Genomic DNA, 24,925 nt, shown 5'->3' on the forward strand with positions numbered 1-24,925 from the left:
CACGACAACTCCCTTGGTTCATCCTGAAATCATAGATTCCTATCATATACCAAAGTGTGCTTCTTTTACTAGCGATATCCTTTTTTGTCAGATGAAAAAACCCTGATGTTTATACACCAGGTTTTTCTCGTTTTTTCTGAATCCAAGCTGTCACGTAATAGGCAGCATAGCAGAGCGCAATGAAAGGAATGCCGCAGATGAGGGCAATCCGCTGATTTGGATCAAAGGCAATGCCGATGACAGATGCAAGACATAGGAGGAAGGCTGCAATCGGAACTACTGGATAGAGCGGTGTTCGAAAGGATAAATCATGAAGCTGTCCGCCTTCCTGTAAAAATCTTTTCCGGAACATAAACTGTGAGGCAGCAATCCCCATCCATACAACCACAACGGCCAGTCCAGAGATTGACACTAGGACAAGGTATACCGTTTCTGGTGCGATCACGCTCGATAGCAAAGAAAGAATACCACCGATCATACTTAAAATGAGTGCATTCAAAGGAATGCCTTTTGACGTCAGCTTCGCCAGTTTTTTAGGAAGTGTCCGTTCCTCAGAAAGCGACCAAAGCATACGAGATGATGCGTATAATCCTGAGTTTGCGGCAGATAAGATCGCGGTCAGGATGACAAAATTCATGAAATCTGCGGCATAAGGAATCCCGATACGATCAAATACCACGACAAATGGGCTTTTGATCACCCCGGCTTCTTCTACTGGAATCAAGCCAGCCAACACAACAATCGTTCCAACGAAAAACAGGACGAGACGCAGGACGGTTGTGCGAATTGCTCTTGGAATGGTCTCGTCAGGATTGACGCTTTCACCCGCAGCAATCCCAATCAACTCCGTACCTGAAAAAGCAAAGTTGACCGCAAGCATCGTCATTAAAATTGGTAAAAAGCCGTTTGGGAAAAGTCCGCCTTCGCCAGTGAAATTAGAAAACAACGGAGCGGCCTCACCGCCCTTTAATGGGATCAAACCAAACATGGCAGCTCCGCCAAGAATAATAAAGAGAATAATAGCCATCACTTTAATACTGGAAAACCAAAACTCTGATTCTGCAAAAAACTTGACTGTAAATGCATTCAGTAAAAAGATGAGAAGAGCAAAAACACCACTCCACATCCAAACTGAAGTGTCTGGAAACCAGCGCTGCATTAATAGTCCTGCGGCTGTAAATTCCGAACCGAGTGCCACTGTCCATGTCAGCCAGTATAGCCAAGCAACCGTATAGCCTGTACCAGGTCCAATGTATTTTGTTGCATACGTATGAAAAGCCCCTGTGACCGGCATTGCGACAGACAGCTCACCTAAACAAAGCATCACGAGGTAGACAATTAAAGCCCCGACAAGATAGGCAAGAATGGTCCCCGCAGGTCCGGCCTGATTGATGGTATACCCAGAGCTTAAAAAGAGCCCTGTTCCAATGACGCCGCCTAGAGAAAGCATGAACAGGTGCCGGCTCGTCATTTTTCGTTGATATTGTTGTGACTGATCTTTTGCTTGTTCCATGTCTTCCCGCCCTTTTGCTTAGAAGTATGTGTGATGATTCATGATGCTACGATGTGGTTCGTTTTAAGATGTCATTGATATCTTCTGGGGTCGTCCGGCAGCAGCCGCCGATGATATTCGCGCCGTCTTTGTACCATTGATGCGCACATTCCCCAAAAGTAAGATGAGACGTATCTCCGTTCCATACTTTTTCTTCAGGATCATATATTTCACCTGAGTTTGGATATACCACAATCGGTTTGCTCGTTCCCTTTTTCATTTCTTGAATAAGAGAAGTAATAAATTGCGGCGGCGTACAGTTCACGCCGACGGCAGCGATTTGTTCATAAGGCTCAAGCGCTTGTACACATTCTCGAATGGAATCACCTTCACTAATGTGCAGGCCATCCTTTGCGCTGAATGTGATCCAAGCAGATACCCCGCTGAATTCATCCTGCAGCAGCTTTGCAATGGCAGTTGCTTCAATCAGACAAGGAATCGTTTCGCATGCAAGAATATCTGCACCCGCTTCTACTAATGCCTGAATTCTTGGTCTGTGAAAATCAATAAGAGCCTGCTCTGAGAGTCCATAATTTCCTTTATATTCTGAACCATCAGATAAATAAGCGCCGAATGGCCCCACAGATCCAGCGACAAATGGTTTTGTCCGTCCTTCACGACGCGCTTCATCCTGCCAAAAAAGATCGCGTGCCTCTTTCGCAAGAGTGACAGAGCGTTTCATGAGTTCAATCGCTTCTTCTTTTGTATAGCCTTTTTCAGCAAAGCCTTCAATCGTTGTTTGGTAGCTGGCGGTTGTTGCGCAGTCAGCACCTGCTTGGAAGTAGTCCAAGTGTACTTGCTGAATCAATTGTGGCTGTTCAATAAGTATTTTGGCTGACCATAAACGATCGTTTAAGTTACAGCCCTTTCGTTCAAGCTCTGTTGCTAATGCACCGTCTAAAATCAAAGGTGCGTGAGCCTGTAAACGGCTTTGAATAGGATTCATCGGAATCAAACAGCCTCCTTTTTAGATCGGAAATGATGGATATGATATGAGGCAGTAGTTTAAATGACTAAAGTGTTTTTGTCAAGGAGAGGAAAAAGCATCATAGGGCGGAAAAACCCTGAAAACATGCGGGTTTTGATGCATAAAAATGCAGTCAAAATAATAGAAAACCAAGTCATTGACAGCCTCTGAAAAGAGATATATATTATGGAAAGATTGATTTCAGAAAGCTTCATCAAAAGGCGCCGTCTTTTGATTTTTATGTTGTCCAACGACTGTCTTCTTTCGTGCAGAAAGAGGGTTTTTTATATGCTTAAAAAAGGAGGAAAGAAGAAATTGAAAAAATGTGTAAAAGATATAGCGATGATTCTAGTTGGTTCTTTTTTATTTGCCGCAGCAGTGAACATGTTTGTCATTCCGCTTGAATTTGGTGAAGGCGGCGTCACGGGGCTGTCCATTATTTTTTATTATTTGTTTGAGATTGCACCGTGGCTGACGAACCTCGTGTTTAATGCCATCTTACTGCTTGTCGGCTATAAGTATTTAGACAAGAAGACCACGATTTATACTGTGGTTGCCGTCGCAAGTAACTCTCTATTTTTGCACCTGACCACAACATGGGTCGTGAATGTTCATGAATTGATCATTGGAGCGATTTTTGCAGGAATTATCATCGGAATTGGGATTGGTCTTGTGCTCAGAGCAGGTGGAACAACGGCGGGTTCTGCCATTCTCGGAAGAATTGCCAACAAGTATTTAGACTGGAACGTGAGCTATGCCATTTTGTTCTTTGATCTGATCGTTGTATTTGCTTCCTATTTTATTATTGGTGCGGAAAAATTAATGTTTACCATTGTGATGCTGTACGTGGCGACAAAGGTGATGGACTTCGTGATAGAAGGACTTAACACGAAAAAGGCAGTGACGATTATTTCTTCATGCAAAGATGATATTGCGGAAGAAATCAATCACACCTTAGATCGAGGCGTAACGATTTTAAACGGACGCGGTCATTATTCAAAGGAATCGAAGGAAATTCTTTACGCGGTCATTCAAAAGCAGGAGCTCATGCGCCTTAAGAAAATTATTAAGAAAATAGATCGAGACGCATTCGTTGTTGTCCATGACGTACGCGATGTGTTCGGAGAAGGATTTGTGAATATATAAAAATGAAAAGACCCTAAAAAGGGTCTTTTTTTTATTCTCTATACCTCTTGTCACACAATACTATGTAATGTATAGTATAAATAGTTAGGAGTTGTAAACATGAATGCACAATTAAAAAAAGGATTACTGGAATTTTGTGTACTGGCGGTATTAAAGAAAGGCGATTCCTATGGTTATCAAATCATTAAAGATATGTCCCATTGTATTGAGATTTCAGAATCGACATTGTATCCGATTTTAAAGCGTTTAGAGCAAAACAATTATGTGGAGACCTATTCCCAGGAACATAACAGTCGATTAAGAAAATACTACCGCATGACAGAAAGCGGGCGGGAGCATATGGCGCAGTTTTTAGAGGAATGGGATCAGGTGATGGCGATTTACGACTTTATTTCTGGAGGACAGGGCAATGAATAAAAAAGAATTTTTGAGCAGCCTAAAGAAGCATCTGCATCTTCTAGGCGAAAAAGACAGTGATCGGTTTATCGAATACTACGATGAAATGATTGAGGATTATCAGGAAGATGGCTATAGTGAACAGGAAGCGGTTCAGCAAGTCGGACAGCCTGCTATGATCGCTGAAGGGATTATGAAGGAACAAGGTATAAAAACCGTTCAGGTGCCGACGTTTGGAGAAAAAGCCACAAGACTCTCCATTCTCATTTTAGGCTTTCCGTTATGGGGCAGTATTCTAGCAACAGTCTTCCTGCTGATTCTTTCTGTGTATATGGTGATTTGGTGCATTCCACTCGTGACAGGTGCATTGACGCTTACTGGTCTGCTCGGCGGTTTTTGGAGCATCATTGGTTCTCCATTTATTTTTCAGGACGGTTTGCATGTGGTGGTGACGCAGGTTGGCGTTGGTATTCTTCTATTAGGTGTCGGATTATTAAGCGGCATAGCCACGGCGTATTTGACAAAGCTATTTGTGCAAATGACTATTCAAACAACTAAGGCATTCATGGGAATGTTTAAAAAGAAGGTCGTGAGAGTATGAACGTGAATGATTTAAAAAAGCAATGCATCAAATGGGGGATCATCTTCACCGTTGCCGGAGGAATTGTCATGACAATTGGTTTTGGACTATCAGGCTTTGATTTAGATGCATATCACAACAATGACCAGAGTAACGTGTTCCGCACCATCAATTGGAGCAAGCCATAATAAATGAAAAAACCCGCTTATGCGGGTCTCAGCGTGTAGACAAACCCTGGCAAGATTGCCAATACATTTAAGGTGAACAAATCTGTGTTCATGATGGATCTTGTAAAGTGAAATTATAGAATATGAAGACAACAAAAAAAGAGCTTGCATAAGCTCTTTTTTATTCTGCCTTGACTGAAGGCAGATAACCTGTCTTTTTTTGTTTGTTTACTTACTTTAGTATTGCTGGTGTTAGGATTAAATACCAAGAAGGGATAGTTGAATTTGACGACGAATTTATCAAAATAAAACACTTTGTGAATTCCAAGATAGGCAGTCATGGGAGGAGGGGAATAGTGATGAGTGAGGAATTGAATAGTGAACAGATACTATATCTTAAGAGCTACGAAAGAGAAAAGAGATTATTAGCCTTTAACAGTGTGCAGGCTGGGGAAGAGTTCGAAGGGAACTCTAGTTTAAAGCTTGAATCACTAATAGGCAGATGGGTACTCATTGATTACATTGACAATGGTTTTGTCAATTCAGATACCCGGTGTGAATGTGGAAGACCATTAAGGTATCAGTACATTGTAAAACACAACCAGACTGGTAAAAGCAAAAGGCTAGGAATAAAACATTTTGAAGATCATATTGGATTGAAGAAAGCTGTTGTCAATCGAATTAAGAAAGAGTTTGCTTCCATACAAAAAGAGGTTGAAGAAATTTCTAATAGAAGAACACAATTAACTTGGTCCTTGGTGAATGAATTGGGTTATGTTCCAAGCATGAGTGAAGATATGAAGAAACAAGTCAAACTGGGTTTATCTCTTTCCAACAAGCAAATGAAAAAAATTAAACTGGAAATGGAACAGAAACATCAGTACAAAGAGAATGATCAATATAAAACTAATTTTGATCGAGATCTGTTCAGCTTTGATTCAGTCATTGAAACTGGTGAGCTAACGACAATCCAAAAGGAGAATATCCTGGCTTATATGGGAAAGGGAATAGAAAGTCCAAAAATCATTACTGACATGCTAATCGAGTATAACTTGATTAGTAATGAAAGATATTCTTCGGGTACACCCAAGGCTTATCCTTATGTATGCAAGTTCATGGGGAAAAAGGGTTTTTATTAAATTAAACGAGAAAAATGGTATTTAGGAAGTAGAATCGAAAATGAAAGAAGTGGCCGACAAACTAATCACTTGAAGTGTGAAAGAAGGTCAAGTACTAACATTATAATGTGTTACCGTTGAATGATCCCTCTGGTGTCTTTTTTTATTGTAAAAATGTTATTGAAATACAGGTCACTGTACAATACCTGAATTCAATTGAAACTAAACAGCCAGTCATCGAAAGATTTTCGACAACTGGCTGTTTTTATAAAGGTATATTTATCCCTTAGAGAGGATTTACTTTTTATCACTTAAGTGATTCAAACGTTTTCGAAGAACTAGGGATGAGACAGTGAAAACTGTGAATGCGCCAGCTGAACCAGCAGCAAACATCAGCACAAAGTTTTCGTTTGGGTCTTTGAATAACAAAGAGACCGAGAGAACTAAAGCCGCACCACTAATTCCTAATCCTAATATTGACATCGCTAATAATTTATTCATAGAAACACCCTCAGACTCACAATTTGAAACAAGCAACTACTGCACCCATCCCACCAGCTCCAAGAACTGCATATGCGCCAATACATGCTGCACATATTGGAGCAGTAACCGGCGTTGGAGCTGCACATGAACCAGCACAACCAACCGCAATTAAATAAGCCGCACCACTACCAATTCCAAGCACTGATGCAATGCAAGCTGCTTTTGCTTTTACGCCCTGTGTTTGAATTTCAGGAGGATTTTCTGCAAGTAATTCTTCATCTGACATATAAGATAGCTCAGTATCAACTGACTTTACAAGAGAACCATCCACATAAGTCTCAACCTTGAAATTACCCTTATCATTCTTTGTCACCAACATTTCATTTGCCTGTAAGACGGTATGATCCTCATCAATGAAAAGAGTGATATTACTAGGAAGGCTATAATCTCCATTTATAGGAACTGTAACAGCTGTAACTCCACCACCCACTTTATAAACACTGGATTTTTTCAATCCGTATGTATCTACAGGTGCTATAGCTTTAACTCCCCCGTTCTCTATAGTATCAAGCGCTATATTGACCATTTCAGCGGCAGCATCTCCCTTGATTGGAACAATTGAAGAATCACCTTCTTTCGCAGAAACCCCTGCAGTTGAAGAAAAACTAAAACAAATCAGGGAAAAAATCAATATTAATTGCAAGAATGATTTTTTCTTCTTAGACATAAAAATTTCCTCCTCTTTAATATTTTTGTTGCATTTAACTATTTATATGTAAATATTACATTTACCTTCCTTATTTGGTATTTTTGCAAAAATGAGTAATAACACCTAATTATTGTCCGTACAATCGACATTATTAATAGTTTTTGCTTTTAAGAGAATAATTCTAAATCACTAGTAAAAGGTGTAGAGGTCACAAAAATTATGTGGGGAATATAATTTGTAATGATTCAGAAGAGTTGTGGAAAGAGAAAAGAGCGCTGTAAAAAAAGACATGTTTATGAAGTACTTAGACATGTTAGGGGTGTATCGATAAATACCATGATATTTCTTTAAAGAGAAGTAAAAGGAGACTTTTAAACTTCACAGCTGCAAAATGGAGATCAAAACTCGCTATATTCTTTCTTCAGACGCAATTTTAAATTGCGACCTAAATTAGCGAGATAGCTATTGATTTGCCAGTAGAAACTCAGTATCCGTATATGATATATGGTGTTTCGCATTCTTTGTCAGTTCTGCGCTCCGATGCTCGTCCTTCCTAGACTTCAAAGGTTTTCTATCACGCTGAAAAGAAGACAAAGAGCTAAAATCAAGATCATTTTAGCCCTTTGTCAATAGTCTTTAAACCCGCTTATTCGGGTCTTTTTTTCGCTCGGGCCACAAAGAAGAAATAACAGCAAAGTGCGCCTAGATCACAAAGCATAATGATCAGACCCATTGGAAAGGCTGTTTGGCTTCCGGCTAGTCCGACAAGAGGTGTCATGCAGGCGCCTAGCAGCATTTGCGCCACACCGATCAGTGCAGCTGCACTTCCTGCATGCGCTCCGTGATGCTGCATCGCAAGAGACGGGGCAGAGGTGCCGACAATTCCAACGCTTGAGACAACAAAAAACAGTGGAATCAGAATACCGTACAATCCTGCATCAATTGAGATCATGAAAAATAAAGTGACTCCCCCTAATGCAGCTGTCAGCAATCCAATGCGAAGGACTTTCTCTTCACCAATTTTCGCAGCAACTCGGGCAAATACTTGTCCAGCCGTGATGATCCCAAGACTATTTACCGCAAAGGCCGCACTAAATCCTTGTGGAGAAAGGTTGAAAATATCTTGAAGCACAAACGGTGAACCAGAAATATAGGCAAACATCGCTGCGAAGACTAGACCTTGTGATAGGGCATATCCAACAAAGAGACGATCGCTCGCTAGAATTTTCATCGCACCTAGGATCTGTTTGAAGCCCCCAGTCTGTCTGCGTTCCGCAGGTAAGCTTTCTTTCAATGAAAACATTGATCTTAGGAGCATTAGCGCTCCGAGGATTCCTAGAAGAACAAACACACCCTGCCACGTCGTGAACCGTAACATTTGTCCGCCCACGATAGGTGCCGCTGCCGGAGCAACCCCATTGACTAACATCAGCAATGCAAAGAATTTCGTCATTTCTGATCCTTCATAATGATCTCGTACGATGGCTCGTGCAATGACAATGCCTGCTGATCCAGCAAGTCCTTGAATCAATCTAAGAAGAATGAACGTCCAAATCGATGTGACCACTGTACAAAGAAGGGATGCCGCAATAAAGATGGTCAAGCCAATCATCAGCGGTTTTCTTCTGCCGATCGTATCGCTGATCGGGCCTGCAATCAGCTGGCCAAGCGCCAGTCCAATGAGACAAGCCATCAGACTTAATTGAGACAACGCCGTGCTTGCTTCAAAGTCACGGGCGATATTAGGTAAAGCAGGTAAATACATATCCATTGCCAGCGGAGCAAGGGCGGTTAAAGATCCGAGCAATGCGGCAAGGAGAAATCGATTTTTTTTCGATTCTTGGGGATAAGATAAAGAACTCATATGATGACAACACTCCTCGTATACTTCCTCAACACAGCATAATGAATCAAGCGTTCCTTTTCAATGAAAATTTTTCAAAGATGATTTCGTGCAAAATGATTGATCTTTCGAATGAGACTCTTTACATTGAATGAGTAGAGAAAAGAGTAAGGTGATCGCATGCAGTGATTGCATGATACGTATATCCACTAATAGAGAGCAGGAGGTGCTGACATGAAGCAGCAAGAGCTGATCATTCGTCAAGCAGTCAAAGAAGATCATGAGGCTATCACACGCGTGCTGATCAAATCCTATGCACAGTATGAGCCTCAATTTACAGAGGAAGGCTGGCAAAATTATTCTGCCGCGCTTGCAGCAGCTGTAGATAATCCGAACATGGAGCTGATGCTTGTGGCGGAGCTTGGCGGCAAAGTCGTAGGGACGCTTCAAATGTTCCGCTCATCAGAGCAAGCGTATGATAAACCCGAAATGGGCATTACATCAGCCATCGTCCGGTTTTTAGGAGTAGATCCCGATGTGAGGGGAAAAGGCATTGCAGAGTCATTGCTGCGTAAAAGTATTGAACTGACGCAATCATGGGGCGAAAATGTCCTGTATCTTCATACATCTGATAAAATGCAGGCCGCCATTCGCTTATATGAACGAATGGGCTTTGAGCGTGCGCTTGATAAAGAATTTGTGAACCAAAATGGGACACATGTCAAGAGCTATCAATATGTGATCAAGAAAGAACAGCCGGCAGGTTCATCAAATCACGCGTAAAAAAAGGAAGAGCAAGTCCTGCACGGGAAGCTCTTCCTTTTTTCAATTTACGCCCACAGTGCCAGCGCCCAATAGGATACCACCCACGAGATGAAACCGAACATGACAAAGAATTTTAACATGCGCTCGTAAGGAGACAGCTTTCGTTCTCTCTTCGTTTTCACCAGCTGCCAATAAAGGACATAGCCGCAAATCATGAGGATGATTTGTCCAAGCTGTGTAAAGTTTTCAAGAATCGTGATTCCGTTCATTTCTTTCACCTCATCATAGGTCTTCCATAAGTAAATACGGCAATCCTTTATTTCTTCAGAAAAAATCGGTGTATACTGGAAAGAAACGAGATGTTTAGAGGGAGTTGTGACATGTTGTTTTCGCTGCATGCGGATCGTTGGGATGAAGTCATCGAGAGAAAAATCAAATACGATCAGAAAGTTGTGGAACATACCTGTCAGCTGTTAGATGCACAGGGACAGCAGGCTGTGCTGTTTCACAAGATTGAAGACCCATTTACGATGAGGGCAGGTGCTGGTTTTCTGACCATTCCAAAAGGGAGCTATACGACCGCCTATTATTGGAAGGATCGTCCTTATAACATATATTTCTGGAGAGATGATCAAGGAAAGGAACTAGGATCTTATTTGAATATGGTGGGAGATACACAGTTCAACGGGCAGCTGGTCATGTTTGAAGACCTCATTATTGATCTTCTCGTTCTTCCGAATGGTGATGTCTTTGTGCTGGATGAAGATGAATTGCCGGAGAGTTTAGTGGATTTTGAGAACGGCGCAGTACGGCGGGCATTAGAAGGCGTGACGGCTTCGTTAGAAAGCATTCTCGATCAAGTGAGGGCAGATGCCGAAGGGAAATATCATCACAGCTTGTTTGAGCCAATGTTGAAATAGAAAAAAACGATTCCTCGCTGAAAGGAATCGTTTTTTCTGTTAGACCTTAATACGGTTTAATCGTTTTTGTAAATTGGTTTTTGTTTTGGAGGCTTTTAGCTGTTTGACAGCGCTTTGAGCCGCTGCTTTTGTTTTCTTTGTTCGTTTGGTTTCCGCTTTTTTGACCTTTTGTTTAGCATCTGTCACTTTCTTTTGATAAGCGACTTGTTTTTTTACTTTGTCAAGCCGGTTTTGCAGGCTTGTTTTTTCTTTGCCTTTGTTTAGTTTTTTGATGGCCGTTTGAGCACTTTTAATAGCGCTCTGTGTTTTGTTCTTTTCGGCTGCTTTGACCTTTGCACGTGCCGAGCGGATATCAATGGCTGCTTGGACTTTCTTCACCCGTTCTGTGAGTGCTGTTTTTTGCTTGCTTGCAGTGAGCCGGCCAATTCTCGTTTTGGCTTGATTGACATCTGCCTGCTTTTTAGATGTTTCGGCTTTTTTGACAGCACTTGCCGCAGCCTTTAAAAAGGTGGATTGCGGCACATATTGCACGCGGCCATAGCCGAATTGCGGATCCTTCCCTTTTGCACCAAGATCCACTGTATAGCTGCGCAATAAAGTGCGAAGCTGTGCATTTGTTTTCTTCGGATGAAGCTGCTTTAACAGTGCCAGCATTCCTGTGACATGCGGTGCAGCTTGTGATGTCCCCGTTGCATACCAATATTCATTTTTTAAATAAGTGCTGATGACGTTCTCGCCAGGGGCAGAAAATTCAATCCCTTTCCCTGTATTCGAGATAGACGCAAGTTTGTCTTTGTCAGTCGTTGCAGATACGGCAATGACACTATTGTAAGCGGCAGGGTAGCTAATATGATTCTTTTTTCCATCATTTCCGCTTGCAGCAACCACGAGCAGTCCTTTTTTATAGGCTTCATCTACTGCTGAACGCAAGATGGGGATATTGTCTTCAAAGCCTAAACTTAAATTAATAATGTCCATCTTGTTGGTAATCGCCCAATCGATGCCTCGAAGCAGACTATACAGGTCGCCTTCTCCCTTTTTATCTAACACTTTCACAGCATACAGCTTCACACCAGAAGCAACGCCGACTGTTCCATAATCGTTATTAAGCGCACCAATCGTGCCGGCGACATGTGTGCCATGTCCTTCATCATCTTTATAAGAGGATGTGTAGTTCACGAATGATTTACCGCCGGATACCTTTAAATCCTCGTGTGAGAAAATGCCAGTATCTAAAACGGCTACTTTTACATTTTTACCAGTGACGCCTTCTTTTATTGCTTGCTTGATATTTAGTTTTTGCAGATTGTAAGATTTTTGTACCAATGCATCCTGATTAGTAGCAGCGGCTGTTTTCTTCACAGTAGAAGCCGCGAGTTTAACCTTTACGTTTTTTGAGACGTAAGCGATGTTTGGGTCTTTTTTGAGTGAGGTGACCGCTTGTTCATCTGCTGTCACAGCGACAGCGGGAAGATGTATGTACTGTGCGTTCACTTTCTCACTTTCCTCAATCGCTGTTTGTTTTCCTTTTTGATTTTTATAGACGATGATGACATCTGTTTCTTTTGGCGGTGCAGCTGCCTGCGAATGGAAGGGCAAAGCAGTCGTCAACGCAAGAAGAAACGCAATGACGATAAGTAATTTCCTTTTCAATGCGTGGCTCCTCTCATCCGATGATCTCGGTCTTTTTTTCTCTATTATATCGGAGAAAGCAGAGGGATGGGATAGTAGAATTGTCGTCTTGTTCAGAAAGTTATTTTTACAAGTAACCTGAAATTGAAATTCATAGAATTCTAGTAGACAATAGAGACATCATGATAAGAGAAAGAAGGACATGCTGATGAACGTAAAAGAGTATATGACGTATGATGCGGCTGGCTTGGCAGCACTTGTGCAGAATAAGCAGGTAAAGCCCGAGGAGCTTATGCAGGCTGCATTTGATAGATTGAATGAGGTCAATCCAGAACTAAACGCTGTGATACGGACGAGACAAGAACAAGTTTTAAAAGACATCAAGGAGTTACATGAGTATCAGCCATTTGCTGGTGTTCCGTTTGTGCTGAAAAATATATCGCAAGGGATTAAAAATGAATCGCTGACAGCAGGAGCTTTGCTGTTAAAGGATGTAAAAGCAAATTCGGATTCGCACTTTGTTGATCGGTTGAAGCAGGCTGGTTTTCTCATGATCGGACATACAAATACACCGGAATTCGGTTTAAGAAATGTGACAGAGCCTGCTTTACATGGTCCAACGAGAAATCCTTGGAATACGGACTATTCTCCGGGCGGCTCAAGCGGCGGGACAGCAGCAGCTGTTGCAAGCGGCATTGTACCTGCTGGCGGAGCAAGTGATGGCGGTGGTTCCATCCGGATCCCAGCATCCTTTACCGGTTTGTTCGGCCTTAAGCCCACGCGGGGAAGAACGCCGGTAGGCCCAGGCGCAGGAAGGCAGTGGCAAGGGGCTTCCATCGACTTTACACTCACAAAAACAGTACGGGACAGTGCAGCCCTTCTTGATCTACTTCAAGTCATTCAACCTGAAGCTGCTTTCCAAACTCCGTTATACGATGGCAGTTACCAAGAGGATCTGGCGAAACGTACATCTTCTATGCGAATTGCTTACAGCGTAGAATCTCCAGTTGGCACGAAGGTCAGTGAGGAGGCGAAGCGGGCGGTTCAGCAAACAGTGAAATGGTTGAGTGAGCAGGGTCATCAAGTAGAAGAAGCCAAGCCAGAAATTGATGGGGTTCATCTCATGCAGCAATATTACGTGATGAACAGCGGAGAAATGTCTGCGTTATTCACTTCCTTGGCTCGTTCGTTAGGGCGTCCAGTAAAGCCGGAGGAAACGGACATCGTGGCATGGGTGCTGGCGGAGGCTGGCAAGAATGTGACCGCTGCTGCTTATACAGAAAGTCTTGATGCGTGGGATCGGGCTGCTGCACAAATGGCATCATTTCATCAAACCTACGATCTCTATGTGACACCAGCTACTGCCTATTCAGCTCCAAAGGTAGGTGAGCTTATGCATTCAGATCAGGAAACAGCCGCACTTTTACGTGTGTCATCCCTTTCAATGCAAGCACAGCAGGATCTTATTTATGACATGTTCCTCAAGAGCTTGACCTACACCCCATTTACACAGCTTGCCAACTTAACAGGTCAGCCATCAATGAGTGTTCCTGTTCATCTGACTAGCGCGGGCATGCCTTTAGGGGTACAGGTGACAGCACCTAAAGGAAAAGAGGACTGGCTGCTCAGGCTTGCGGCGGAAATGGAGACATCCTCGATTTGGAAAGGAACTAGTCAATTAAATCGATAACGCATGATAAGCGACTTTGGTCTATGGAGGGAAAAGAGTGTCACACGTGAGTACGAAGGACAAAATCATTCAAACGGCAGCACTTCTTTTACGTAAACAGGGATACCATGCGACAGGATTGAATCAAATTATCAGAGAGAGCGGCACACCTAAAGGCTCTCTTTATTATTACTTTCCAAATGGAAAAGAAGAGCTGGCTATTGCATCTGTTGAACACATTAGTCAAAAGGTCATTAATCAAATTGAAGAAGGCTTTGCCTATTCGGATGACCCATATATCGCCATCGATCGTTTTATGACAAAGATCATTCGAGGATTTATGGAGAAAGAAAGTGAAAGAGGGATTCCAATTGTCTTGCTGGCGGCAGAGTCCAAGCCTGAAAACGCGCAGCTTCATGCTGCATGCAAACAAGAAATGATCCGCTGGCAGGAGCTTGTAAAAGAAAAGCTAATGAACAGCGGGTATGAAGAAAACAAAGCGGATGAGCTGGCTTCTCTCCTTCACTCAATGGTCATCGGGGGTTTATCGATGACCACTGCACTCAAACAAACGACCCCTTTAGAACACGTAAAAAGTTACCTTAGACATTTATTTATGCGAGATGAGTAAAATCTCTCGCATATTGTCTATCTATTATATCAATTGGTCTATATAATATAGATAGTCAATTTGTCACGAGGAGTGATGGGATGTCGGAGCAACCGCAATCGATGAAGCAATCCAAAGGTACCTCTTTTTATACCGTGTCTGGTTCCGGAAAGCTGTATGGGCTGGAGAATCAGCTTGTTCATATGCTGGCAGAAGCAAATCAAACGAATCAGCTGTTTGAGCTTGCCTTAATCACAGGGGGGAAAGGAGCTTATTTCCCGCTGCACTGTCATGAGCACTTATTTGAAACTATTTTTGTACTGGAAGGAAAGCTTGAAGTGATGCTGGACGGTAAAAAATACATGGCCACAGCCTTTGATTATATTCATATCCCGCCCAAAACGATTCATGGCTACAGAATGCATAGTCATAAAACAAGATTTATTTCATATACGCTGGGCGGAAAAATGACAGATGTCTATCAGCAAATTGGAAAGAGGCTTTTTCAGAATGAATGGTCTATGACTCATCATGCTTTCGATGCAGCCAGTTTTCAGCAGGCTGAAAAAGAAAGCGATATCATCCTGATGCATGGAATCAGAGAACTGTCTAATACAACGAGGCCCTCCGTTTTATTTCATAGTCAGCTTCCTCACGAGGTACAGCCTTATGTATTAGAGGCTGGTGAAGGGAAGCAATACATCATTGATGGTCAGATTCATGAGCTGATTGCAACAGTAGAAACAACAGGAGGCGGATTCAGTCATTTTGTGGTTGAAGGAGCGAAGAAGAAATATTTCCCGCCGCATTATCATCAAGTTCATACAGAAGCAATCTATTGTGTTGAAGGGAAGATGAACCTTCATTTGAACGGAGAGGATATTTGCTTGATGCCGGGTGACTTTGCCTATATACCGCCGGATACGATTCATTCTTATGAATTTGTGTCTCATTCAAATAAAATGTTGGTTTTGCTGCTTCCAGGAGAAATTGAGCAGGTGTATGAACAGTTTGAAGAATCTCCAAGCCCAAGTATATGTCCTTATTTTATTCAAGAAGGGAACTTCATGTTCGATCGGGAGACTTCAACTCAATATGATTTGTTTTTTGTCGAAAAGGAATAAGTGTGTAACGCGTTACACAACGTCATGAGTCTGTCGAAACAATCGACAGGCTTTTTTTGTTTTTTGCCTCCTCCACATAAATTGTTCCTTTGATGAATGAACCATTCATTCAAGGTGAAGCTATGTAAAGATGATTTGAGCTAAAGGAGGAAGTGCATGTGAGAGCTGTTACTTATCAAGGGAAAAATAGCATTGCAGTGAAGAAAGTAGATGCACCGTCGATTCAAGATCGGGAAGATGTGATCATACGTATTACATCAACAGCAATTTGTGGATCAGATTTACATTTGTATCAGGGGAATTTCCCGCTTCCAATCGGCTATGTGATTGGGCATGAACCAATGGGGGTTGTGGAGGAAGTTGGCCCGGATGTCACAGCCGTAAAAAAGGGAGACCGTGTCGTCATTCCATTTACAGTTGCATGTGGTAAATGCCAATATTGCGATCATCACTTAGAAAGCCAATGTGACAACTCAAACCCGCACTACGATTCGGGTGGACTCTTTGGCTATAGTGAGAAATATGGGAATTACCCCGGAGGACAGGCAGAGTATTTACGCGTACCTTTTGGCAACTACACCCCGTTTAAGATTCCGGAGGATTGTGAGCTGGAGGATGAACAATTGCTCTTCTTATCAGATGTCCTGCCAACCGCCTATTGGAGCGTAGAGCACGCAGGTGTGAAAAAAGGCGATACGGTCATTGTGCTAGGCTGCGGACCTGTTGGGTTAATGGCGCAGCAATTTGCTTGGCAAAAAGGAGCAGAACGTGTGATTGCCGTCGATTACATTGATTACCGCCTGCGGCATGCAAAACGAATGAGCGGCGTTGAGGTCTTTGACTTTACAGAAGATCCCGACATGGGAGAAACGTTAAAGGAGCTTACCAAGGGCGGGGCTGATGTTGTGATTGATTGTGTGGGAATGGATGGAAAGAAGTCGCCGCTTGAAAAAATTGAGCAAAAGCTCAAACTCCAAGGCGGAACGATCGGACCCATTCAAATTGCCACAAAAGCCGTTCGCAAATGTGGAACAGTGCAGATGACGGGTGTATACGGCGGCCTGTACAACATGTTTCCATTAGGCGCTTTTTTCGCAAGAAACGTCACCCTGAAAATGGGCCAAGCCCCGGCGAGAGGATACATGTCAAAGCTCTATCAAAAAGTGACAAGCGGTGAAATTGATCCTAGAGCGATTATTACTCACAAATTGCCATTAGATGAAGCTGCTCATGCGTACCACATCTTCAATGACAAACAGGATGATTGTATAAAGGTCGTTTTAAAGCCATAAAAAAAGAAGGCTTAGGAGTATTCCTAAGCCTTTAATGTGTGCTCGTCCATCATTTTTTCGATTAATTCAAAAAATGTTTTTTTATCTTCCTCTGAAAGGTGGTTGAACAATTGATTCACAAGCAGCTGGCGATTGTCGATCATTTGTTTAGCAATTTGTTCACCCGATTCAGAGAGTTCAATCCACACAGTACGGCGGTCATTATTATTTCGAGAGCGGATGATCAGCCCTTCGTCTTCTAAGTGATTGAGAGCGGTTGTTGTTGCAGAGGGAGATAATGAAACTTCCTGCAGAATATTTTTCACAGTACATGATTGATGGCGGTAGATGATACGTAAAATAAACCCTTTAACATTCGTGACGTTTTTCGGAATATTTTCTTCATCTATTTGTTTCGTCGCTTTTAAATACTTTGTCAGTGCATGGTCTAACAAACTTGCCTCTAGCTCGAAATGTTGCATTCTCCATACCTCTTTTCCTATTGCATTCGCATTTCCGATCAATTACTAGGTCTATCTTATCATAATAATCAACATGATTTAAACCAAAATGGAAGACGGCTATAAAATTACCTATATTATCAATTAATATAAAGAACAATTCCAAAATGAAATGATTTTACTTTCAGCTGTTTTTATTTTAGAATGTGAATGAGATAAAATCTGCCAACCCAATTCGCTGGAAATTGGCTATTGGAAATCAAACGTTTGGAGATGAAGATATTGAATACTTTACAGGCATTACTCAACGACAGAATGGAACGCTCTTCACAAATTGAGGCGGTAACTGGCGGAGGGGTGTCTTATACATTTGAAGAATATGCAAAACGCATCGACCAGCTTGCTCATTACTTACATCAAAAAGGAATTCGAAAAGGTGACCGCGTTTGCTTTATTTGTCAAAACCATCATCACTTTTCAACGATTATGCTGGCAGCCATTAAAGCAGGTGCAGTCGCAGTTCCGCTTAGCTGGCAGCTTACTTCTTTTGAGCTGGAAGGTATTTTGAAAAAAGCAGAGCCAAAGGCTTTATTTTTTGACCGAGAATTCCGTGACATGATTGCTGCGGTGAATGTGTCTTTAGACAACTGTCTCATGGTGGAATCTGGTGTAAATGCGAAAACAACGCAGCTGTTTGAAGACATATTGGCTTCAAATGATGGCAGTGATCTTGCGGAAGAGGTAACAGAAGAGGATCTAGCGATGATCTTATTTACCTCTGGGACAACGGGGAATCCAAAAGGCTGTATGGTCGGACATGGACGAATCTATCAATTTTTAACAAGACGCGGGAATCGAGGATTTGACTTGAAAGGGAAACGGTACTTGGCGAGTCACCCTCTCTATCATATGAGTTCAATTAATCATCTGATCGCCGCTGCCATTGAGGGGTATACGCTAGTTTTCTTACATGATGCAACACCGAAGCGCATTTTAGAAACGATCGAAAAAGAAAGAATAACGTTCATGATGGCTTTCCCATCAGCTTATACGTACATGCTGGAAGAAATGAAACGCGGTTCGTATGACCTTTCATCCTTTGAAATTGCGATTTCTGGCGGTACGAAGGTGCCGGTCCGTTTGATTAAGGACTACAAAGAAGCAGGCATTCAGATGATGCATGGCTACGGAAGCACGGAAGCATGGGTTGTCAGTGCGTGGCATCCTGCGATGGGCGAGGATAAAATGGGCTCTGCTGGTAAAGTGGATCCAGATGTAGAAGTGAAAATCGTTCATCCTGAGACTGAGGAAACACTGCCAGCTGGAGAAATTGGCGAAGTCGTCATGAGAAGCCCATTTTATTTCTTAGGCTATTATCATCAGCCTGATGCTACTGCGAAGGTGCTCAAAGATGGCTGGTTCCATATGGGAGATGCAGGCTATCTAGATAAAGACGGGTTTCTATTTATCACAGGCAGATACAAAGATGTGATTTTATACGGTGGAGATAATATCTATCCTGATCAAGTAGAAGAAGTCATTGAACAAATTCCAGGTGTGATTGAATCAGCTGTCATCGGGGTGCCGGACGAATTGTATGGTGAAGTGCCAAGTGCATATATCGTAAAAGACGAATCCGCCGATTTCTGCGAAGAAGATGTGGTGAACTATTGTCAGGAACGCTTGGCAGATTACAAAGTGCCATCCATTCATTTCATCAGTGAGCTGCCAAAAAACAAGCTTGGTAAAATCATGAAGAAAGATTTACGTGAATTGGTTGTGAATGCTTAGTACCTATTCTGCTATAATGAAATTTGAATGATTTTTTGTTTTTCTAACGTTTTGGAGGGAAAGGGTTTGCGACATATTCTTCGTAAGAAACACATTCACGATTTGTTGGAACAGAGCAGACAGCAAAAGGTAAAGAAAACGCTGGGCGGGCTCGATCTCACGCTTCTTGGTATAGGGGCAGTGATTGGTACAGGGGTTATGGTGTTAACTGGAATTACAGCGGCTAAGGATGCAGGACCAGCTGTCATTTTCTCCTTTGCGATTGCAGCCATTGTGTGCAGTTTGGCAGCACTTTGTTATGCAGAAATGGCTTCAGCGCTTCCTGTATTCGGCAGTGCATACATTTATTCATATACGACCATGGGCGAGCTTGTAGGCCATTTAATGGGATGGACCTTATTATCCGTCTATATGCTGACTGCTTCAGCTGTTGCCAGCGGCTGGTCGAGTTATTTCAACAGCCTGCTCGAGGGATTTGGAATTTCGATTCCGCATCAATTTTTAGCGGGGCCGGAGCAAGGCGGATATATGAATCTGCCGGCGATTATCATTGCTTTACTGATTGCGTGGATCTTATCTAGAGGAACGAAGGAAAGTAAAAAATTTAATAATATCATGGTGTTTGTGAAACTCGGTATTATTGTTCTTTTCATTGTAGTAGGCGGCTTTTATGTACAGCCATCCAATTGGCAGCCGTTTATGCCGTTTGGCGCAGAAGGTGTCATTGCCGGTGCTGCTGCTGTGTTTTTTGCCTTTTTAGGGTTTGATGCAATTTCTGCTTCAGCAGAAGAGGTGAAAAATCCGCAGCGGAACCTGCCAATTGGGATCATAGGTTCATTACTTATTTGTACGATCATTTACATTGTCGTTTGTTTGGTCATGACAGGCATGGTGCACTATACACAGCTGAATGTCACAGAGGCTATGTCATATGTTCTGCAAAGTGTACATCAAAATAGTGTGGCTGGTATTATTTCGGTTGGTGCGGTCATTGGATTGATGGCTGTGATTTTCGCCAATAATTATGCGGCAACTCGAATTGCCTATGCGATGGGCCGAGACGGACTTTTGCCTAAAGTGTTTTCAAAAACAAACAAAAGTGATACGCCTGTTGCTAGCATATGGATGATTGGCGGAATGACAGCTGTTATTTCAGGCTTTATTGATTTGAAGGATCTGTCCAACTTAGCGAATATCGGTGCGTTATTAACGTTTGCCATGGTCAGTTTATCTGTGCTTATTTTGAGAAAGACACATCAGCAGCTTGAGAGGGGCTTCAGGGTTCCTTTTGTGCCGGTTTTGCCGATTATATCAATGGGCTGCTGCTTGTTCCTTATGCTCAACTTACCAGGCCGGACATGGCTTTACTTTGGGGTTTGGCTGTTAATCGGTGTCGTCATGTATGCAGCGTATTCAAACAAACACAGTGAATTAGCGAAATCTTCATGAGAAAAAGGTGCAAATCCGTTGACGATTTGTGCCTTTTTTCATACGATTTGGGATAAGCTATAAAAGAGATAATGGACGGAACAAGAGGAGGATGAGGGATATGATTAGTGTTAGTCCTTATATTGTTGTAGAAGATGTGAAAGAATCTCTTCAATATTATCAAGGGATTTTTGGTGGGGATATTCAGATCTTAAATGAACACCAGGACCGTGTCCTGCATGCTGAATTGCATCTTGGGGAATCACTGCTTCATTTTTCAGATACATTTGGACGCACGCCAAAGCCAGAGAATCTCAGATTGATCATGCAGTTTGACAATGAAGAAGAACTAAAGGCTGTCTATGAAGCACTGGAAGCTGATGGAGATGTACTGGTCGAATTACAGGATACCTTCTTTGGCGCACTTCACGGACAAGTACAGGACCGGAAAAATGGGTTGATCTGGGTTCTGAATTATATGAAATAGACGAAGACCTTCACGAGTGTGAAGTTTCAGCGTGTAGACAAACCCTCGCATTCGGTGTCAGGTCTGCGCTCCGGTGCTCACGAATGTCCAATTCGCTCCGCTCCGGTACTCGCCCTTCCTAGACTGCAAAGGTTTTCTATCACGCTGAAAAGAAGACAAAGGGCTAAAATCAAGATCATTTTAGCCCTTTGTCAACAATCTGTACCTTCACGAGTGTGAAGGTTTTTTTGTGAGTGTTTTTATTTTCTGAAAAATGGAAAATATGCTATGTTGGAAGAATAAGGACAAGGAGAAGGGTGGCAAAGGAATGGAACAAATTGAGTTTCAATCAATCCAAACAAATGGTGTAACACTTCATACAGCAATGGCTGGACCGGAAAATGGCCCGCTGCTTGTGCTGCTCCACGGGTTTCCTGAGTTTTGGTACGGCTGGAAAAATCAAATCATCCCCTTGGCTGAGGCAGGCTATCGTGTTGTTGTTCCTGATCAAAGAGGCTACCATCTAAGTGACAAGCCAGGAGGAGTCGAATCTTACGTATTAGATAAACTGAGAGATGATATTGTGGATTTGATCAAGACGCTGAGCCCGAACCAAAAGGCGATTGTCGGCGGACATGACTGGGGCGGAGCTGTTGCTTGGCATTTGGCTTCAACCCGTTCTCAATATGTCGAGAAATTAATCATTGTCAATATGCCGCATCCACGGGTGATGATGAAGGTTCTTCCTTTTTATCCGCCGCAGTGGAAGAAAAGCTCCTATATCGCTTTTTTTCAGCTTCCGAATGTTCCAGAGGCAGCACTTCAAGAAAATCACTTTCAAAAGCTGGATGAAGCCATTGGGTTGACGGCAAGACCGCATTTGTTCACGAAGGAAGATGTCTCAAGCTACAAGCTCGCTTGGACGCAGCCAGGCGCCTTGACCTCCATGCTGAATTGGTACCGAGCCATCAAAAAAGGCGGCTTTGAAAAGCCGATTTCCAAACGAATTCTCGTCCCTGTTCGCATGATCTGGGGGATGGAGGACAAATTTTTAAGCAGAAAGCTGGCGAAGGAAACGATCAAGATCTGTCCAAATGGCCAGCTGATCTTTGTCGATGATGCCTCTCATTGGATCAATCATGAGAAACCAGAGGTCGTCAACAAACTCATACTTGAATTTTTGACATAAAGAAAAAAGCTCTGATCAGTTGACCAGAGCTTTTTTGATTTATCCGATTTGATTCTTTTTCAATGTAGCAGGTTCGTCGTCCCAGCATTCAATTTTCTCATTGTTTGGAACGGCATTTTTATAGAAAACAGGATCTTTGCCTTCTTTTTTCTGTCTCGTGTAGTCCTTCAGTGCTGCGAAGGCAACCTTAGACAGCATGGTAATGGCGATGAGGTTGACGATGACCATGAGTCCCATGAAGAGATCGGCTAGACCCCAAACGAGAGGAACAGTGGCAACCGCACCGAACAGAACCATTCCAATAACAGCAATTCGATAGATGTTCAGCCAAATTTTATTCGCTCCAAGGAATTCAATGTTCGTTTCCCCATAGTAATAGTTACCGATCAATGTACTGAACGCGAATAGGAAAATCATGATGGCAAGGAAGCCAGAGGCCCATGGTCCAATGTGCTGACTAAGAGAAGCCTGCGTTAATTCAATTCCTTGCAGGTTTGTTGTTTTATACGCATCAGAAAACAGAACAAGGAAGGCAGTGCTTGTACAAATAATTAACGTATCTGTTAACACGCCGAATGCTTGGATTAATCCTTGTTTAACAGGGTGGCTGGTGACAGCTGTTGCTGCTGCGTTAGGTGCACTACCCATACCGGCTTCATTCGAGAAAAGACCGCGTTTAATTCCTTGTAATAAGGCACCGCCTAGCGTACCGCCAGCGAACTGTTCAAAACCGAAGGCGTGTTTCACAATCGTGCTGATGACACCAGGAAGTTCCGTGATATTTGTGACAATGACAAAGAACGCAATTCCGATATAAGCAACCGCAAGCACAACGACAATGTATTCAGAAGCCTTTGCGATCGCTTGGATTCCTTTGAAAATGATCGCTGCAAAAATGACAGCCATCACAATACCGACGGTTAAACGGTCTAAACCAAAGGAGTTTTTAAAAGCGACAGTGATCGTATTTGATTGAACCGCATTAAAGACGATTCCAAAAGAAATCGTAATCAGGATCGCAAATAAAATCCCCATCCAGCGCTTGTTTAACCCTTTTTCCATGTAATAAGCAGGTCCACCGCGGAAGCCTGTTTTGTCTTTTACTTTATATACTTGAGCTAGTGTACTTTCAACGAAACTTGAGGCAGATCCAATAATGGCTACGATCCACATCCAAAAAATTGCGCCAGGGCCGCCAATGGCAATAGCGATAGCAATCCCTGTGATATTCCCTGTCCCCACACGTGCTGCCATACTGATGGCAAATGCTTGGAACGGTGATATTCCCTCTTTTTCTTTTCTTCCTTCCTTCAGGACACGCAACATTTCTTTGATCATTCTCACTTGCAGGAAGCGTGTTCTATATGTGAAGTACACCCCAACACCAAGTAACAGAGCAATCACAATATAAGTCCAAATAAAATCATTTGTATGTGTTAAATAAGATAGCAAAGCTTTTTCGTTCATAACATCACCTCTTCGAATTCATCACTGTTCTTTTTAAAAAATACTGAGATCCCACTCTTTGGCGAGCTTTTTCAGCATCATGACACCGGTAATACTATTTCCGCAATCGTCAATGGCGGGACCGTAAATGCCAATTCCACAGCCTGTCTGAAACGGGAACTCTCTTCTTGCGCTTGGCGGAACGCAAGCCATAATGCCTCCAGACACGCCACTTTTGGCTGGAACGCCTACGAAAGCAGCAAAATTCCCAGACGCATTATACATGCCGCATGTCAGCATCAATGCCTTTGTTAGTCTGGCGATATCCTTTGGGATGACTTGGACTTGTTTAAAGGGATGGTAGCCATCACTTGATATAATCAGTCCAATCAAGGCGATGTCCTCTGTTGTGACCTCGATGGAACATTGCTTTAAATACACTTCTAACGTGTCCTCGACATCCGATTCTAAATAATTGGTTTCCTTTAAATAATAAGCAAGTGCCCGATTTCGATGTGCAGTTGCCCATTCTGATTGATAAACCTCTTCATTAACAGAAGGACGCTTACCTATTAAGTTTTCGATTAAATCGAAAATATATGCTAGCTTTTCTGTAGAAGTCTTTCCGGGAAGGATGGAGGATACGGTAATAGCTCCAGCATTAATCATTGGATTAAAGGGCTTCCCTGGTTTGTGCATCTCAAGACGGTAGATGGAATTAAATGCATCACCAGTTGGCTCTACATCTACCCGATCCAAGACGTAAGGTACGCCTCTTCCTAAACAGGCAGCTATAAAGCTGATGACTTTTGAGATACTTTGCAGGGTAAAGGGAACGTCCCAATCACCATATCGTACAGATGATCCATCTGGGCCTATCACGCTGATACCAAGTTGAGAGGAATTCACTTTTCCAAGTGCTGGAATGTAGCCAGCATTCTGCCCGTTTGTGTAATACGGACGTATTTCTTCTGCCCATTGATCAACAGAAGACTGGCATGCGTGTTGTGTATTTTTAGAAATTGCTGTTTTCATACGATTCCTCCAATCAAAAATCAAAAAGTACCCTATTGAATTGGCGGATGACAAAAAATGCGATCAAATAGGCACGAAAACATGTTACACATCTTCAAAGAACTTGTCATGCGCTGCTTGCACCACTCCTTTACACCTAAATATATGTACAAATGAA

25 protein-coding genes are annotated in these 24,925 nt (G+C 42.6%); 15 read left to right on the top strand and 10 right to left on the bottom strand.

Annotation, left to right across the window (positions count from 1 at the left end):
- Positions 1 to 109: 109 nt before the first annotated feature.
- On the bottom strand, positions 110 to 1,513 hold the full coding sequence (mmuP, locus tag MHB41_RS01390) for an S-methylmethionine permease (RefSeq protein ID WP_070326636.1): 1,404 nt from the start codon (positions 1,511 to 1,513) through the stop codon (positions 110 to 112).
- A 46-nt stretch (positions 1,514 to 1,559) separates the two neighbouring features.
- Positions 1,560 to 2,498, bottom strand: a complete 939-nt coding sequence (mmuM, locus tag MHB41_RS01395; protein ID WP_070326735.1) for a homocysteine S-methyltransferase — start codon at positions 2,496 to 2,498, stop codon at positions 1,560 to 1,562.
- A gap of 336 nt (positions 2,499 to 2,834) precedes the next feature.
- Here mmuM and MHB41_RS01400 point away from each other — a divergent pair, with 336 nt between their 5' ends.
- The 5 genes from MHB41_RS01400 (at position 2,835) to MHB41_RS01420 (ending at position 5,947) form a co-directional block, all read left to right on the top strand.
- Positions 2,835 to 3,665: a YitT family protein gene (locus MHB41_RS01400; protein ID WP_034283328.1), complete on the top strand. Its 831-nt coding sequence runs from the start codon at positions 2,835 to 2,837 to the stop codon at positions 3,663 to 3,665.
- A gap of 99 nt (positions 3,666 to 3,764) precedes the next feature.
- Complete coding sequence (locus MHB41_RS01405) at positions 3,765 to 4,082, top strand: PadR family transcriptional regulator (RefSeq protein ID WP_024424392.1); 318 nt, start codon at positions 3,765 to 3,767, stop codon at positions 4,080 to 4,082.
- Positions 4,075 to 4,662, top strand: a complete 588-nt coding sequence (locus MHB41_RS01410; RefSeq protein ID WP_070326637.1) for a DUF1700 domain-containing protein — start codon at positions 4,075 to 4,077, stop codon at positions 4,660 to 4,662. Before MHB41_RS01405 ends, MHB41_RS01410 begins: the two co-directional genes overlap by 8 nt.
- Positions 4,659 to 4,829 (top strand): hypothetical protein, encoded by a 171-nt coding sequence (locus MHB41_RS01415; protein WP_167364606.1) that lies wholly within the window; start codon positions 4,659 to 4,661, stop codon positions 4,827 to 4,829. The genes MHB41_RS01410 and MHB41_RS01415 overlap by 4 nt, the downstream gene beginning before the upstream one ends.
- 338 nt (positions 4,830 to 5,167) lie before the next feature.
- A complete protein-coding gene (locus MHB41_RS01420; RefSeq protein ID WP_098677762.1) occupies positions 5,168 to 5,947 on the top strand; it encodes a hypothetical protein in 780 nt (259 codons plus the stop codon).
- A gap of 276 nt (positions 5,948 to 6,223) precedes the next feature.
- Here MHB41_RS01420 and MHB41_RS01425 read toward each other — a convergent pair whose 3' ends face one another.
- The 3 genes from MHB41_RS01425 to MHB41_RS01435 form a co-directional block, all read right to left on the bottom strand.
- Positions 6,224 to 6,427 (bottom strand): hypothetical protein, encoded by a 204-nt coding sequence (locus MHB41_RS01425; protein ID WP_034283153.1) that lies wholly within the window; start codon positions 6,425 to 6,427, stop codon positions 6,224 to 6,226.
- 16 nt (positions 6,428 to 6,443) lie between these two features.
- A complete protein-coding gene (locus tag MHB41_RS01430) occupies positions 6,444 to 7,136 on the bottom strand; it encodes a hypothetical protein (RefSeq protein WP_197172481.1) in 693 nt (230 codons plus the stop codon).
- A gap of 628 nt (positions 7,137 to 7,764) precedes the next feature.
- Positions 7,765 to 8,982, bottom strand: a complete 1,218-nt coding sequence (locus MHB41_RS01435) for a multidrug effflux MFS transporter (protein ID WP_340899453.1) — start codon at positions 8,980 to 8,982, stop codon at positions 7,765 to 7,767.
- Between the two features lie 213 nt (positions 8,983 to 9,195).
- Between MHB41_RS01435 and MHB41_RS01440 the strand changes: the two genes are divergently transcribed.
- Entirely contained in the window at positions 9,196 to 9,744 is a 549-nt protein-coding gene (locus tag MHB41_RS01440; RefSeq protein WP_034283161.1) for a GNAT family N-acetyltransferase, read from the top strand.
- 47 nt (positions 9,745 to 9,791) lie between these two features.
- Here the strand turns inward: MHB41_RS01440 and MHB41_RS01445 are convergent, their stop codons facing one another.
- Positions 9,792 to 9,995 carry a hypothetical protein gene (locus tag MHB41_RS01445; protein WP_034621634.1) on the bottom strand — a complete coding sequence of 68 codons (204 nt, stop codon included), beginning with the start codon at positions 9,993 to 9,995 and terminating at the stop codon, positions 9,792 to 9,794.
- Between the two features lie 111 nt (positions 9,996 to 10,106).
- Here MHB41_RS01445 and MHB41_RS01450 point away from each other — a divergent pair, with 111 nt between their 5' ends.
- Entirely contained in the window at positions 10,107 to 10,646 is a 540-nt protein-coding gene (locus MHB41_RS01450) for a DUF402 domain-containing protein (protein WP_340899451.1), read from the top strand.
- A 39-nt stretch (positions 10,647 to 10,685) separates the two neighbouring features.
- On the opposite strand, the gene MHB41_RS01455 is transcribed toward MHB41_RS01450, so the two are convergent.
- Positions 10,686 to 12,299: a S8 family serine peptidase gene (locus MHB41_RS01455; protein ID WP_340899449.1), complete on the bottom strand. Its 1,614-nt coding sequence runs from the start codon at positions 12,297 to 12,299 to the stop codon at positions 10,686 to 10,688.
- A 187-nt stretch (positions 12,300 to 12,486) separates the two neighbouring features.
- Between MHB41_RS01455 and MHB41_RS01460 the strand changes: the two genes are divergently transcribed.
- The 4 genes from MHB41_RS01460 to MHB41_RS01475 all read left to right on the top strand — a co-directional run bounded on the left by MHB41_RS01460 (position 12,487) and on the right by MHB41_RS01475 (position 16,973).
- Positions 12,487 to 13,968, top strand: a complete 1,482-nt coding sequence (locus tag MHB41_RS01460) for an amidase (protein WP_070326736.1) — start codon at positions 12,487 to 12,489, stop codon at positions 13,966 to 13,968.
- Between the two features lie 37 nt (positions 13,969 to 14,005).
- A complete protein-coding gene (locus MHB41_RS01465) occupies positions 14,006 to 14,578 on the top strand; it encodes a TetR/AcrR family transcriptional regulator (protein ID WP_240491084.1) in 573 nt (190 codons plus the stop codon).
- A gap of 80 nt (positions 14,579 to 14,658) precedes the next feature.
- Positions 14,659 to 15,681: a quercetin 2,3-dioxygenase gene (locus tag MHB41_RS01470; RefSeq protein ID WP_340899445.1), complete on the top strand. Its 1,023-nt coding sequence runs from the start codon at positions 14,659 to 14,661 to the stop codon at positions 15,679 to 15,681.
- 158 nt (positions 15,682 to 15,839) lie between these two features.
- Positions 15,840 to 16,973 carry a zinc-dependent alcohol dehydrogenase gene (locus MHB41_RS01475; protein ID WP_098677766.1) on the top strand — a complete coding sequence of 378 codons (1,134 nt, stop codon included), beginning with the start codon at positions 15,840 to 15,842 and terminating at the stop codon, positions 16,971 to 16,973.
- Between the two features lie 23 nt (positions 16,974 to 16,996).
- On the opposite strand, the gene MHB41_RS01480 is transcribed toward MHB41_RS01475, so the two are convergent.
- Positions 16,997 to 17,434 carry a MarR family transcriptional regulator gene (locus MHB41_RS01480; protein ID WP_012008812.1) on the bottom strand — a complete coding sequence of 146 codons (438 nt, stop codon included), beginning with the start codon at positions 17,432 to 17,434 and terminating at the stop codon, positions 16,997 to 16,999.
- Positions 17,435 to 17,695: 261 nt separating this feature from the next.
- On the opposite strand from MHB41_RS01480, the gene MHB41_RS01485 reads away from it, so the two are divergent.
- The 4 genes from MHB41_RS01485 to MHB41_RS01500 all read left to right on the top strand — a co-directional run bounded on the left by MHB41_RS01485 (position 17,696) and on the right by MHB41_RS01500 (position 22,287).
- Positions 17,696 to 19,204 carry an AMP-binding protein gene (locus MHB41_RS01485; RefSeq protein WP_041116520.1) on the top strand — a complete coding sequence of 503 codons (1,509 nt, stop codon included), beginning with the start codon at positions 17,696 to 17,698 and terminating at the stop codon, positions 19,202 to 19,204.
- A 66-nt stretch (positions 19,205 to 19,270) separates the two neighbouring features.
- Entirely contained in the window at positions 19,271 to 20,653 is a 1,383-nt protein-coding gene (locus MHB41_RS01490; RefSeq protein ID WP_034283178.1) for an amino acid permease, read from the top strand.
- 100 nt (positions 20,654 to 20,753) lie between these two features.
- A complete protein-coding gene (locus MHB41_RS01495; RefSeq protein ID WP_025092526.1) occupies positions 20,754 to 21,119 on the top strand; it encodes a VOC family protein in 366 nt (121 codons plus the stop codon).
- Between the two features lie 307 nt (positions 21,120 to 21,426).
- Positions 21,427 to 22,287 carry an alpha/beta hydrolase gene (locus MHB41_RS01500; RefSeq protein ID WP_254001547.1) on the top strand — a complete coding sequence of 287 codons (861 nt, stop codon included), beginning with the start codon at positions 21,427 to 21,429 and terminating at the stop codon, positions 22,285 to 22,287.
- A 39-nt stretch (positions 22,288 to 22,326) separates the two neighbouring features.
- Here MHB41_RS01500 and MHB41_RS01505 read toward each other — a convergent pair whose 3' ends face one another.
- The gene (locus MHB41_RS01505; RefSeq protein WP_070326641.1) at positions 22,327 to 23,754 is read right to left on the bottom strand and encodes an alanine/glycine:cation symporter family protein; all 1,428 of its coding nucleotides are present in this window, start codon (positions 23,752 to 23,754) and stop codon (positions 22,327 to 22,329) included.
- A 33-nt stretch (positions 23,755 to 23,787) separates the two neighbouring features.
- Positions 23,788 to 24,768: a glutaminase gene (locus tag MHB41_RS01510; RefSeq protein ID WP_024427212.1), complete on the bottom strand. Its 981-nt coding sequence runs from the start codon at positions 24,766 to 24,768 to the stop codon at positions 23,788 to 23,790.
- Between the last annotated feature and the right edge of the window lie 157 nt (positions 24,769 to 24,925).

Source organism: Bacillus sp. FSL H7-0578 (assembly GCF_038630855.1).
Taxonomy (GTDB): Bacteria; Bacillota; Bacilli; order Bacillales; family Bacillaceae; genus Bacillus; species Bacillus safensis.